General features: G+C 59.5%; 15 protein-coding genes and 3 pseudogenes. 11 read left to right on the forward strand and 7 right to left on the reverse strand.

Annotated elements, in window-relative coordinates:
- Both AC628_RS44745 and AC628_RS45240 read right to left on the reverse strand, forming a co-directional pair.
- A partial coding sequence (locus AC628_RS44745) for a KH domain-containing protein (RefSeq protein ID WP_210190189.1) occupies positions 1-283 on the reverse strand: 283 nt, incomplete at its 3' end.
- Positions 284-388: 105 nt separating this feature from the next.
- Positions 389-550, reverse strand: a complete 162-nt coding sequence (locus tag AC628_RS45240; protein ID WP_245321141.1) for a hypothetical protein — start codon at positions 548-550, stop codon at positions 389-391.
- A gap of 288 nt (positions 551-838) precedes the next feature.
- Here AC628_RS45240 and AC628_RS12370 point away from each other — a divergent pair, with 288 nt between their 5' ends.
- Positions 839-1,084: a hypothetical protein gene (locus tag AC628_RS12370; RefSeq protein ID WP_074127094.1), complete on the forward strand. Its 246-nt coding sequence runs from the start codon at positions 839-841 to the stop codon at positions 1,082-1,084.
- Here AC628_RS12370 and AC628_RS43920 read toward each other — a convergent pair.
- Both AC628_RS43920 and AC628_RS12375 read right to left on the reverse strand, forming a co-directional pair.
- On the reverse strand, positions 1,076-1,213 hold the full coding sequence (locus tag AC628_RS43920) for a hypothetical protein (protein ID WP_168193356.1): 138 nt from the start codon (positions 1,211-1,213) through the stop codon (positions 1,076-1,078). The two genes, AC628_RS12370 and AC628_RS43920, sit on opposite strands and share 9 nt — an antisense overlap.
- A 75-nt stretch (positions 1,214-1,288) precedes the next feature.
- Entirely contained in the window at positions 1,289-1,579 is a 291-nt protein-coding gene (locus AC628_RS12375) for a DUF5658 family protein (protein WP_210190190.1), read from the reverse strand.
- Between the two features lie 136 nt (positions 1,580-1,715).
- Between AC628_RS12375 and AC628_RS12380 the strand changes: the two genes are divergently transcribed.
- From AC628_RS12380 to AC628_RS12395, 4 genes are all read left to right on the forward strand, one after another.
- Complete coding sequence (locus tag AC628_RS12380) at positions 1,716-1,931, forward strand: hypothetical protein (protein ID WP_143201563.1); 216 nt, start codon at positions 1,716-1,718, stop codon at positions 1,929-1,931.
- Between the two features lie 368 nt (positions 1,932-2,299).
- Positions 2,300-2,548 carry a hypothetical protein gene (locus AC628_RS12385; RefSeq protein ID WP_074127096.1) on the forward strand — a complete coding sequence of 83 codons (249 nt, stop codon included), beginning with the start codon at positions 2,300-2,302 and terminating at the stop codon, positions 2,546-2,548.
- Positions 2,549-3,157: 609 nt separating this feature from the next.
- A complete protein-coding gene (locus AC628_RS43925; RefSeq protein ID WP_168193357.1) occupies positions 3,158-3,334 on the forward strand; it encodes a hypothetical protein in 177 nt (58 codons plus the stop codon).
- 87 nt (positions 3,335-3,421) lie between these two features.
- Positions 3,422-3,898: a PRC-barrel domain-containing protein gene (locus AC628_RS12395; protein WP_245321142.1), complete on the forward strand. Its 477-nt coding sequence runs from the start codon at positions 3,422-3,424 to the stop codon at positions 3,896-3,898.
- A gap of 235 nt (positions 3,899-4,133) precedes the next feature.
- On the opposite strand, the pseudogene AC628_RS12400 reads toward AC628_RS12395, so the two are convergent.
- Positions 4,134-4,360: pseudogene (locus AC628_RS12400) on the reverse strand (hypothetical protein).
- Between the two features lie 204 nt (positions 4,361-4,564).
- Between AC628_RS12400 and AC628_RS12405 the strand changes: the two are divergent.
- From AC628_RS12405 to AC628_RS12425, 5 genes and pseudogenes are all read left to right on the forward strand, one after another.
- Positions 4,565-5,674, forward strand: a complete 1,110-nt coding sequence (locus AC628_RS12405; RefSeq protein ID WP_074127098.1) for a DUF1236 domain-containing protein — start codon at positions 4,565-4,567, stop codon at positions 5,672-5,674.
- Positions 5,675-6,324: 650 nt separating this feature from the next.
- Positions 6,325-6,414, forward strand: a pseudogene (locus AC628_RS42800) (dienelactone hydrolase family protein); the annotation flags it as partial.
- Positions 6,415-6,859: 445 nt separating this feature from the next.
- Entirely contained in the window at positions 6,860-7,108 is a 249-nt protein-coding gene (locus AC628_RS42805) for a hypothetical protein (protein WP_128970807.1), read from the forward strand.
- 34 nt (positions 7,109-7,142) lie between these two features.
- Entirely contained in the window at positions 7,143-7,502 is a 360-nt protein-coding gene (locus AC628_RS12420; RefSeq protein ID WP_074127101.1) for a hypothetical protein, read from the forward strand.
- 65 nt (positions 7,503-7,567) lie between these two features.
- The gene (locus tag AC628_RS12425; protein ID WP_074127102.1) at positions 7,568-8,137 is read left to right on the forward strand and encodes a peptidase S14; all 570 of its coding nucleotides are present in this window, start codon (positions 7,568-7,570) and stop codon (positions 8,135-8,137) included.
- A 529-nt stretch (positions 8,138-8,666) separates the two neighbouring features.
- On the opposite strand, the pseudogene AC628_RS45250 reads toward AC628_RS12425, so the two are convergent.
- Positions 8,667-8,783 (reverse strand): annotated as a pseudogene (locus tag AC628_RS45250) (SOS response-associated peptidase); the annotation flags it as partial.
- 718 nt (positions 8,784-9,501) lie between these two features.
- On the opposite strand from AC628_RS45250, the gene AC628_RS12445 reads away from it, so the two are divergent.
- The gene (locus AC628_RS12445) at positions 9,502-11,865 is read left to right on the forward strand and encodes a PAS domain S-box protein (RefSeq protein ID WP_074127103.1); all 2,364 of its coding nucleotides are present in this window, start codon (positions 9,502-9,504) and stop codon (positions 11,863-11,865) included.
- 473 nt (positions 11,866-12,338) lie between these two features.
- Here the strand turns inward: AC628_RS12445 and AC628_RS46110 are convergent, their stop codons facing one another.
- The gene (locus AC628_RS46110) at positions 12,339-12,608 is read right to left on the reverse strand and encodes a transposase (RefSeq protein WP_083632811.1); all 270 of its coding nucleotides are present in this window, start codon (positions 12,606-12,608) and stop codon (positions 12,339-12,341) included.
- Positions 12,609-12,611: the final 3 nt, after the last annotated feature.

Below are 12,611 nucleotides of genomic sequence, written 5' to 3' on the forward strand. Positions count from 1 at the left end.
GCTCGCATTCAAACGTATGAATGACAACTCCGCTTTCAGATTCCATGATCGTTCTGACGAGGGTGAGCTTCACTCCGCAAAAGCGGCAGTCATGATGTAATCGGTCCGGGACAGTTGCGATCTTCTCAGCTCGAAATAGATCCACGGGTGCCGCGCAATCGGTTTTGGAAATCGTGCCGCTCTTGCATTCGCGAAACCGGAATGCGTTGTATTTCCAATTGTCAGGCGGGAGCTCGATTAACGCCGCGCGGCCCATGTAGGCCGCCAAAGCATGGCCTGCCATTCGCGACGGGTCCGAGGCCCATGGAGTCATACTCCCGAAGCCTACGGTACGGCGATTCACGCCCGCGCGGTGTGGCGTAATCCACACTGTGGACAACAATGCAATTTACTCGGAACGCGCGGCGCGACGCTTGCCCGCAGGCGGCGGTGGCAGGGAAGCCGTCAGCATCTGCCTGAGATTTTCAGCCTGTTCCTTCGTCAGCTTCTCCGCGAACCGGCCACCCTTTTCCAATTGCGCTGGCCCCTTGAGTTCTCGATCGTAGACCATCCAGCCGGCGCCTCCCGTCCGAACGAGAAACCTAGCCTTCTGAGGTGCTGCACTATTCAACGATACCTCCCCATTGATCCGGGGCGCCGTTTCAAAAATACACCGCGTAACGGCGTCTATTCCTGGGACACTGAATCCCCAGCAGGAAATCTAGTGCAGGGGTCATGCCATCGAATCGCGGGGGCGGTGTCGCGGACGGAGCCTTGACCGATTGATGGTGGGTGGAACCTAGCTGCTCGCTAGGTTTCTTGGATTGCCGCCGGGACGCGAAACAGCTGTAGTTGCATCATGAGCGACTACCCGACCAAGATCACGTTCGGCGAAATGCGCGAGACGGGCGCGACGCGCATCATCGTTTTCTGCAAGGACTATCGGTGCTCTCACAATGTCACGATGGACGGATCGAAATGGCCGGCGGAGATGCGTCTGTCGGATCTCGAGCCGCGGTTTAGGTGTACGGTCTGCGGCAAGCGCGGGTCAAACATCCGATCGGTTGACGTGCCGGGAAAGATCGGGACCGGAGGGTCAGATTAGCTCGCCCATCGAGCGCAGCGCGTTATCAGTCATTTGTTTTCGGTAGGATGCGCGCTCCCTAAGGCGCGCTCTGGCGAGCATCGCTACGCCGACAAGCGCGAGAAAAGCCACGGTGTCAATGGTTGCCATCGTCGTCGAGCTCCTGGTGTAACCCGAGATTCTGAATCAACCAGAGGTGGATCGCGATAGGAATTTGTCACCGATTCAGTTCGCACCTGCGATAAGCAGCACGTTGTTGATCACTGGCGTCAAGAGAAAGGCCGCGACGAGAGCAATATTGTGAACGTTCTTGCTTTGCCAAAGCAGCGCCATGACGATGAACGTTGCGCCGAGCTTAGGGATCAACCACCATGGCCCGAACCACGTCTGCGCCATTTGCATGAACGGGTTTGCTTCGTTGAAACCGAGCTCGAGGATCTTGTTAGTGGTCAGAAGGTCGGCGCATCCAAGTACCAAGACAGAGAGCACCAAAATCCGCTTAACCGGCAAATTCATTCCAGCCTCTATGCGAAGGGCATGATAGGGCGACCAAATACCGTCGGACTCGTTAACCTCACGTTCGCAGCGTGGGTTAACGGTGAGTAAGGATGTAGGTTCCTTGGGCTTAAGTCAGAGGCGCCAGGAGGAGACGATGGTCAAGGTTTTGCTTTTGCTCGTCGGGCTCGCGATCCTCTCGGTCAGTTTCTGGCAGATGTTTCTAATGTTTCGCGAAGCGTCATTCCGTGCCCGCGGCAATCGGTTGATTACACGCAGTGCGCATCCCTTAAACCTCAAGATGATCCTAGTCGGGCTCGTTCTTTTCGGCGCTCTCGGCGCTGCGCTGATCGGTTGGCAATTGCTCAAATGACGCGCGAGCCCATTATCTTGGTTTAGGCGAGGGTGAACGTTGGCGGATGCACACTACCGCCGGTAATAGCGATAAGGTGGTTCGAAAACGAATGTCGAGCCGAACCGATATGGCAATGGATCATATCCGATCGAATACGCGGCTCTCAGCCCGTAATAATGACGATGTCTATAGTGGAAAACCCGGCTCGTTTGTCGCCAAGATGAACTGCAGACGCAGCGCTGGCGAGAGCTGAACTCTCCCGGGCTGTCCAGTGCGGTCGTCCAGGAGATCGACTAAGCCCTCCGGGCGGGTCGCTGAAGGCAGCGGCCCGCCCCTGCAAGCCGGCCCCCGCCGATACCTGATTTCTGATTTGCGAACGGCCGTCCATGCCGATCATTCGTTATTTCGTCTTCGTCGGCGGGCTGCTGCTGGCGTTGCTCTTCGCGGCGGACCGGTACCTGCCGGCTCCCATCGAAACTGCCGCCGCGGCGGATCCCGACAAGACCATCATCCGGATTAGCTCGGCGCGAAGTCCTCCGGAGAAGATCGTATTCGACACGCGTCCGCGCGCGGACGTGCCGAGCATCGTGCAGGCAGATGTCACCTCTGAAGACCCGCAGGAGCAGGTGCGCTAAGCCTTGGCCGCCATGCCCGCAGCACCTTCCACCGGGGTCAAGAAAGAATCCGCCCGCTCCGGCCAGGCACGTCCACATCCGAAGCGGTCGGCGAAGCCGCCAACGAGAGCGCCCAAATGTCGGCTTGCCTTCGATCGGCACGACCGTTTGCCGGCGGATGGCGGTGAGCGGAAAATTCTGGGATGGCCCCGACGCAAAAAAGGCCGCGCCTTCCGCGCGGCCTCCATTGTGCAGTTGGTCCGGTTTCACCAGTGATGATGACGATGCCAGCGAAGCCGAACGACCGGATAGGATCCGCTGTAATACGCGTAGGCAGGGCGTACGACGCGGCGGTAGCGATAGCCGTATGATACGGGCGCCGTATAGTAGGTTGAGGCGTAGCCTCCGCCCCAGCGATACGGTTCGTCGTATCCGTAGTCGTAGGCGTAGGGCCCACCGTAGTAGCCCGCTCGATAGTAGCCAGACCCCCCGTAGTAGCCATAGCCCGGTCCCCAGGCGTAAGCCGACGAAGTAAGGCCACCGATGACCGCGCCCGCGACCAGACCGCCTGCGATGCCTGGTCCCCAGCCGCCCCAGCCTCCACGCCAGTGAGCTTCGGCAGGAGACGTCGTGGCCACCGAGGCCAGACCAAGAGCGCCAACCATCAGCGCCGATATTGCAATTCTCTTCATCGAGGATCCCTCCACGTTGTTCGAGCGCCCCGCCGACAACAGGAAAAATAGGCAAATGTTTCTGCTGATCACCGCGGAGATGGGCAATCGGCCGAGCCCTTCGGGCTTGTCATGATCGCTGCGACGGCATGGGGAGGCCCGCGATCGGCCTCCGCTCCGCATCGATGTCGCATGTCGTTGCGGACAGCCTTACCGCTTCATCTTGGAGGGCATCGGCGGAACTGCGTTCGCGCAGTCCACTCAACCGGCCGATCATGCTGCGCCTGCTGCGAGCGCTCACCCCGCTGATGCAAAGACGGCGCTTAAGGGAAGCTGGCACGCCTCGAAGCTCACAGGCCTGAACGTTTACAACGACGCCAATGAAAAGCTCGGCGACATCAACGAACTGCTCCTCGACAAGAGCGGCAAGATCTACGCAGTCGTTATCGGGATCGGCGGCTTTCTCGGAATGAGCGAGCACGACATCGCCGTTTCGATGGACAACCTGAAGTTCGCGGAAGAACCAGTCTGGACAAGCTCCAGCGGCAACTCGACTACATCGCGCGACACGACCACGGGCGCGGCCTCGAACATCACCAATCGCAACACGAACGATTGGGTGCCCGACCACGCCGTCGTGAGCGGCGACAAGGAGCAACTGAAGGCGCTCCCGCAGTTCAAATATTCGGACTATAACTAACGGGGTGAACCCTTCTTGAGATCGAGGGCCTCCGTCGGGAGGCCCTTTTTCTTTGGCGAGCTCCCATTAACTCCGGTTTGAAAACGGCCCGCCCGGTGCGGGCGAGCCGTTCATGCAAGCGCGAGTTCGCTCAAGGCATTGAACTAGGAATAGCCGACCCGCCGGCAATGAGCACGGCAGGAATCGATACGGGCATTTCCTCCTCCGAAGATTCCAGAACAGAGCCTCGTTTAGGTTACTGCTCGGTGCAAACCTTGGTGGTCTTCACGGCGGACACCGCTTCCGTCTTGGTCTTATAGACGCCATCGCCCACGACGGTCGTGGTGGTCGTCGTCGGCTTGGTATCGACGACGGTGCACTTCTTGGTAGCCGCGTCGCGAACGATGTAGAACTCGGCAGCACTGGCAGCTTGGGCGCCGAGGCGAAAACGGCGAGCGCGCCGCACACGATCAATTTCTTCATGATGTCCTCCTCAAACAGCAAAAATTGCCTCGGCAAACGAGGAGCACGAAGTAAAGTTCCTGTTGTTGCCGAACTTGGCGCATTCGCCAAAGCAGGAAGCCTCCCGTTTCTGGGAAAGGCTAATCCAGCCTTGCCGAGAATTCCCAAGAGGAACCGCGCGTCTTGTCGAGGGTTTGATCGACGATCGCATTTGGGAGGTTTCACATGAACAAGCGTTTATTCCTGGCCACGACCGCCGCAGTTGCCCTCGCGACCTCGGCCTTCGCACAGTCTTCTCCACCGACATCAACTTCGAATCCGCCGACGTCGCAGCATCAGCAGGATTCCACATCGACCACGTCGCCTTCGTCTTCGCCATCAACCCCGTCTACCAGCTCGTCTTCGCAGACCAACCCATCGACGAATTCGGCGCAGACACAGTCCTCTTCTTCGAATGGTCAGGCCGCCTCTAGCCAGTCGTCCACTTCCGGTACGACCACCAATACCCCGCAGGCCCCGACCTCGAACAACTCGGCGAACCAGGCTCAGACCAACCAGCCCGAGAACCAGACCACGACGCCTTCCAACCAGGCGCAGACCAATCCGCCTTCGAACACAAATGCCCAGACGCAGAGCGCCAATCCCCCCGCCGCAGGGACCAACCAGGCGCGGTCGCCGATTGGTACCGGTTCGACCAATACGGCCCAGCAGCCGAACAATCAGCAGAACACGGCCGAGCGTTCGGCGAGTACCAACGTGAACGCGGCGGTGAATATCAACGATCAGCAGCGGACCCAGATCAATACGTCGATCTCACGCCTGAACGTTCAGCCGTTGACCAACGTAAACTTCTCACTCTCGGTGGGCGCCGTCGTGCCGCATGACGTCCGCCTGCAACCGCTGCCCGCCGAAGTCGCAGAAATCCTGCCACAGTATCGTGGCTACGATTTCGTTCTTGTGAAAGACGAGATCGTCATCGTGGAGCCGTCCAGCTACAAGATCGTGACCGTCCTGCCTTACTCCGGGCGTTCGACCGCTTCAGCGCCGGCGCGTACCGAGGAGCGCAAGACGAAGTTCAGCGACCGAGATCGCGACGTGATTCGCAAGCACGTTAAGGCGCGTCCGGTCGAGCGCGAGCGTCGCACGACGGGCAGCACCGTTAGGAGCGAGATCCGGACCGGAGAGCGCGTGCCAGAGGATGTCGAGATCGAGGCATTCCCGGAAGAGGTCTACCGCGATGCGCCGACCCTTCGGGAATACCGATACATCAACCGAGACAGTCATACCTACATCGTTGAACCCCACGAGCGTCGCATCATCGAAGAGATCGACTAATCCTTCGGGCTTGAAAGGACGAATGAGGAAGGGCCGCCCGCAGCGGCCCTTCGCATGTGACTGGAGCCTGGCAGGCCGGCGCGGGATCGTGAAGCGGTTGGTCGAGTTGAAGACCGACCCTCCAACTTGGCAAGCTGGTCACCACCGAACCAGATCTGGAGTCGACGTGGCCTTCTTCCACCAGCACGATTTGATCCCGTGAGGGCTTGCTGAAGTGGTGACCGATGTTCTCGGTAGAGCTACTGAGGCGGCTTAACAACCGTTCTCCATCTGATCTGATCCAACCTTTGATCCAGATCAAAAGGTGTTGCGCGCAGCCCTTCCTCGGCAGGAACGTCAAGTTCAATGCCAAGTTATTCCAGCGTGAAATGGAGGAGGAAGCTATGCCTGTGATCATACTTTGGGCCGTACCAGCAGTGATTGTTCTCGGTGGCGGATTCTACCTGATTAGCCACATGCAGTGAGGCTGAGACGCGTCAGCATGCCCCGCCGTGCCCCACGGCGGGGTTTTAATTTTTGCTGTACGCAACGTTTTGAGCCGTTCTAAAATTAGGCTAGCGGTATGGCCGCCACTGCGTCCGACGCCAGCACCCCGAATTTCCCGGTCGCGTCCGGCGCCGGGCTCGCCGGCGACGACAAGCAGACCCGAGAAGGCCGCCAACACCAACATCATCGGCACCGTCGGCTACTGCATGAGCGGGCGCTACGCGGTGAACGCCGCGACGCATTTCGGCGATCGTCAAGGCCGCCGCACGCCTTGGTCCACGGTCGCCGGCTATGACGGTGGGGCGGAGGGTGAGGTCCATCAGCTTTACGGCCTTCGAAACGGTATCACGTCGCCGTCCGCCGCCCGGATCGCTACCCGTGCTAGCTCGAGCGCGTCGAATCGGAACGCGAACGAGGGCATCCGCCAGGCCCTGGCGGTCGAGCTCCCGGACGATCGCCTCGGATACCTTCATCAGTCGTGCGGTCTCAGCTTCATTCATGCGCGCTGGCTATGACTCCGGCTCGCTCAGAATGATGTCTCCGCTGCCGGTCGTCCTCGCGTCGTAAAATTATCCGACGCACTTCTCAGCTCGCCTTGGGCCGTTGCCTATGCCGAGGGCAGCTCCGCCCGAAGTTGCCTTTTGGAACCACTCGGGACTCCCCCGGTTTGCCACTTGGGCAGCAATCGGAGGAATACCCATGAGAATTGCGAAAGTGGTTTTGGCTACGGCGTTTATCTTTGGATCGATTGCAGCCGCGTCCGCACAAGGTGGTGGCGGAGGCAATTCGCCAGCGCAGAAGAGCGGCCAGGGCGCTTCAAGCAGCCCGTCGTCGGCAAATCCTGGCGCAACGGCCAATGACACTGCCGAAAAGGGCGGTATGAAGAGCGGAATGGGAATGAAGAGCAGTTCTCACAAGCACCACAAGCGTCATAAGCGAACGATGTAGTGATCCTGATCGGGTCCTGACTAAGGATCACCCGATGGCGAAAATTCGCGGTTACGATCGGCCCGGATTAGGCTATTACTTGAAGGTGCATTCCTTCCGCACCATTACAGCGATCTTGGCATGGGTGTTGATCGTAGCCGCCTTCTACGAGAAGCCGGAACTACTAACTGGCGCGCAGCGCATTCTTCAGCGCGGCATTGAGACGATTGGCGACGCCATTCCGCCGCCGTGGGGACCTCGCGTCGAGTTTGTATTCCGCGAGATAGGCGGCCTGATCTGGCTCCAGATTACATTGGTTGTGCTCGTTTTACGGATCGGTCTTTCAGCAATCGCGGGGCTTTGGCGGATGACCGTACGCCGCGATCGGGTTCTGTATCGGTTGCCCGAGGAGTAGTCCTTTTTCGGCGCGGCATCTGCATGTTGGGCTGAGACCACGACTGCCACAGAAGGATCGACCCGATGGAACTAGCCACGCTGCCTGCCACCGCCTTTAAATCGCCGGCGATCAGCCTCTCGGGCGTCGTCGACTACAACATGTACACCGCGTTTCGAACGCAGTTCGACAACGCGGCCGATAGAGACCTTGTCGTCATCGAACTGTCGACCTTAGGTGGCGATCCGGAGGTCGCCCGAATGATGGGGGAGGACGTGCGGTTCGCGAGCGAGACGGAACCGCAACGGCGCTTCGTATTCCTTGGTAAGGCTGTAATTTATTCGGCCGGCGTGACGTTCCTGAGCTTCTTCGCGCGGCCGAACCGATACCTCGCGCGCGGCACGCGGCTGATGATCCATGAACGCAAGCTTTCGAAGAGCTTGGTGATTGATGGCCCATTAACGACATGCATCGCTGTCGTGAGGGCGACGCTCAACGAAATCGAATGCTCGATCGCTATGCAGAACGAGGGTTTTCATAATCTCATCCTGGGATCGAACGTGACGATCGACGAGGTCATGCAGAAGGCGCCGTCAAACTGGTATTTGGAGGCGCAGGAAGCAAAGACGTTGGGCCTGATCGAGACGGTTCTGTAACCCTCGTTGGCGCTGCGACGATGGTAGCCATCGCTTCGACCGTTCCACGACGCTATTCTCTGCCGCGGGGAGGGCGTTGGGATGTCAGACGTCAAGAATGGCCTGATCATGATGGAGGATGGATCGAACGCTCACGCCAGCGGCATCATAGTTCTTCACGACGGTCGGGTCTTGGGCGGCGATAGCCACTTCTATTACTCCGGCGCGTACACGTTCAATGACGGAAAGTGGCGCGGCGAATTGACGACCGGCCAACACGCCGACGCGGTCGGCGTGAATTTCCTATTCGGCGGCCGCGAAGTCACTTGCGGATTCACAGGCACGTATACCGAGGGTTCGGCAACGGTCGATGGAACGGCGCTTGTCGGCAAAAAGAGCGTGCCGTTTCGGGCCAGGCTCGATCTCAAAGCTGCGCGCTTGGCTGAACATCTTTCCGGTTGCCTTCTTGACGATACCGAGACGCCTTCCTTCGCCTCGCCGCGGGCGACGATCTCGAGCGCATCCTCAGCCAATGGCCGCTGCAGCGCCTTCCGGCGAAGGCGGCCAGCGGCCGGTCGTCGCTCAGCGCGAACCAAACGGCGTCCTTTTTCTTCGTCTCAGAACTTGTTTCCGGAGCGTATTCGGCGAAGCTGTTGAACGGCACAAGATAGTTGGCGTATGTCGGCTTTCGTAGAACGTCATAGTATGGAACGAGATCTTCCCAAGGATGTTGAAACGGGAGCCATCGCCCGCCGTTCAACGACGCCTGTCGCGGATACCCAAAGGTCTGAAGACCCGCTGTTATTCTACACTAGCGCTCGCGGGGATAGCCAAAGGCGACGGCTGCATACTTTGGCCAACTATCGTTCAATGCGGTTGGATGACTCACACGATCTGGTCCTGGCCATGTTCGGCGTGGCGGTCGCCGCTTTTATGCTGTTTGCCGGCGAGCTCTATCTGGTTACACGGCCGGATCCGCCAGAAATAGCCGACCTGCCTGACCGGCAATCTGAGACCGGCGCGCGCATAAGCGAGAGGCTGAACCCTTCAATCGACCTAAAACGTAAAGCCGCTCGATCGCCTTCGATCTTGCCCTCGCAAACCCAGAGCCCGGGATAGGAGATTCTCTCCACATCAAAGGCCGAGAGGCCAGGCCTGGGGACCGCGCGACCCGGATGCGAGACCTTTTGATTAGGAACGAAGCGAATGCAGCGCCACTCATCGGCCCGTTCGGTGCTGCATCGCTAGGGCCAACGGGTGGAGGGGCAACTAGCCTTTGAGGTGTCCCAGAAGCTAGCCTCCATCCTGTTTATGGAACCGTATCGATTCAGCGCAGTTTCAGTAGGCTGCGTCCCAACCCACATTGGAGCTGGGATAGGATTCGGATGGAAACCTCAAACCGCTTCGAAGCCGCCCAGACCAGCGACGGCCGTTATCGGCTTCTCGTCGAGGCGATCACTGATTACGCGATCTACATGTTGGATCGTGAGGGTCGTGTGACCAGCTGGAACCCTGGCGCCAGGCGCTTCAAGGGCTATGAAGCGGACGAGATCATCGGTCGTCATTTCTCGACCTTTTACACCGACGCTGAGCGGGCGCAGAACGTTCCTGCGCTGGCGCTGGCGGAGGCAGAGCGTACAGGCCGCTTCGAGCGCGAGGGCTGGCGCGTGCGCAAGGACGGCACGCAGTTCTGGGCCCATGTGGTCATCGACGCGATCCGCTCGCCCGAGGGGGACCTTGTCGGATTCGCCAAGATCACCCGCGACTTGACCGAGCGAAGGGCCGCCGAGTCTAAACTGCGGGAAAGCGAAGAACAGTTCCGATTGCTCGTTCAGAGCGTCACCGATTACGCCATCTACATGCTGGATGTGGACGGCTACGTGGCGAGTTGGAACGCCGGTGCGCAGCGTATCAAGGGCTATGCTCCCGAAGAAATCATTGGCAGACATTTCTCCAACTTCTACACGGAAGCCGACCGCGCCGCTGGGCTTCCGCGTACCGGCCTGGAGACGGCGACCCGAGTCGGGCGATGGGAGAACGAAGGTCAACGGGTCCGAAAGGACGGCACTGCGTTCTGGGCGCACGTCGTGATCGATGCCATTCGGGATGACGACGGTAAGCTCGTCGGCTTCGCCAAGGTGACGCGGGATATCACCGAACGGCGCGAGGCCGAAGCTGCGCTCCAAGCGGCGCAGGCGACCATGATCCGTTCGCAGAAGCTGGAGGCGATCGGGCAACTCACCGGCGGCGTCGCTCACGACTTCAACAACTTGCTGCAGGTCATCAGCGGAAACCTGCAACTGCTGAGCAAGGATATCGCCGGCAATGCCCGTGCCGAGATGCGGGTCCAAAGCGCTCTCGGAGGTGTTGCCCGGGGGTCGAAACTTGCCTCCCAGTTGCTTGCCTTCGCGAGGCGACAGCCGCTGGAGCCAAGAGTTGTGAACGTCGGGCGTCTTATCAAAGGTATGGATGAGATGCTTCGTCGCGCCCTGGGTGGGGAAATCGAGATTGAGACGGTAGTCGCGGGTGGGCTGTGGAATAGCCTTATCGACCCGGATCAACTGGAAAATGCGGTTTTGAACCTCGCGATCAACGCGCGCGACGCGATGAACGGCGAAGGCCGGCTGACGATTGAGGCAAGCAACGCCTTCCTCGATGACGAATATGTCCGGCAGCATGAGGAATTGTCCGCGGGACAATACGTGATGATCGCGGTGACTGATACGGGCACCGGCATTCCGCCGGACATCCTGGAACGGGTCTATGAGCCATTCTTTACAACCAAGGCGGAGGACAAGGGCACGGGCCTAGGCCTCGCCATGGTTTATGGCTTCCTCAAGCAGTCCGGCGGACATGTCAAAATCTACAGCGAGGTAGGTGCCGGAACCACGGTGAAGCTGTACTTCCCGCGAGAGGTAGCGAGTGAAGATACTCTGGTCGGGTCTCCGTCCGGCGAGGTCAAAGGCGGAGAGGAAACCGTCCTCGTGGTTGAGGATGACGATGAGGTTCGCGAGGTCGCGGTCTCGATGCTCACCGAGCTCGGCTATCGCGTGGTCAAGGCGCGAGATGCGGCGAGCGCACTCGTCGTCGTCGATAGCGGCATCCCGATAGACTTGATCTTCACCGACGTCATGATGCCTGGCATGCTGCGCAGCCCGGACTTAGCTCGAAAAGCCAAGGAACGATTGCCCAACGTCGCCGTACTTTTCACATCCGGCTATACTCAGAACGCCATGGTGCACGGCGGGCGGCTCGATCCCGGGGTCGAGCTCCTGGCCAAGCCTTACACGCGTGAGGCGCTCGCCCGGAAAATCAGACACGTGTTGACCAATCAAGCTCAAAGGCGCGTGGCTCAGGGATCGCAACACTTGGCCAGCGAAAAGACTTACAAGGACGCGACCGTTTTGCTCGTCGAAGACGACGACCTCATCCGCCTTACGACGACGGAGATGCTGAGCGATATCGGATGCAAGGTAAAAGGGGCCAGCACGGCTCAAGAGGCGCTGAAGATCCTGGATGAGCAACCCGTGGACATCTTACTTACGGACGTCGGCCTCCCGGGAGTTTCCGGTCTGCAGCTCGCAAGCGACGTTTACGTGCGCTGGCCCGATCTGTGCTTGGTTCTCGCGACAGGTGACAGCGGAGTGAAATCTGAAGCCGCGCGACTGGGCGCGATATTTATCGTGAAACCTTATACTCCGGAGTCTCTTCGCCAGGGTTTGGAACATGCGATGAAGAAGCGTCGCTGAATAGATGGAGTTTAGCTCGGAGTGGTCGGAAGGGTGCAGTGTGAATAATCGCTGACTCCCATCGGCTTTCAGCTCGTGCGTGCCATCGCGAAGGGCATCTATGAAGCTACGCCGCTGGCCAACGGGGTGGCGCCGCCAACCTGGCGCGAGGTCCACGGGCGGTTGGCCCCCGGAGGCGCCCGACGATAGAACCTTGACGCGGCTCACGTTGCCTCACCCAAGCGGCAGTAGGAAACGCCATTTCCCTTAACCCGAATGGTAGATTTTGGCCTGGGAAGGCCGAAAGTGCTTTAATTTTCAATGGGAGTTGACTGACACTCTCCCCGCCGCACTGCTTCGCCATCGTGTCCGTCAGCTGGAAGTGACCGCACACCATGCGCCGCCTCTCGACCGAACCTCTTCAGTTCGTTCTCGGCTTGCGGTTGGTCGTGTTGTTCTGTTCCGGGCCATTCCTGACCGGCCATTGCTGTGTGTTATCTGGTCCCGGCGATGGGAGATCGTCGAACATGAGCAGGCGCAGCATCTCCGCCCAGTCGCCCCTGGCGCGCTTGTCGACGCCAGGTGAACATCAGGCTATGAGCCACCCCGTGCCGGCGCGCCACTCCGCAGACCGTCTCGCCGGGCCTGCAATGTCTCTTCGACAAGGCGGACCTTCTCGTCGTAACTCCATCGCCGCCGACGCTCGGCGCCCAACACGTTGACCTGCATTCCCGACGTGACCTTAAAGCTAGACTTAAGGTCAAATC

The sequence above is a fragment of the Bradyrhizobium sp. NAS96.2 genome, from assembly GCF_001908235.1.
Taxonomy (GTDB): domain Bacteria; phylum Pseudomonadota; class Alphaproteobacteria; order Rhizobiales; family Xanthobacteraceae; genus Bradyrhizobium.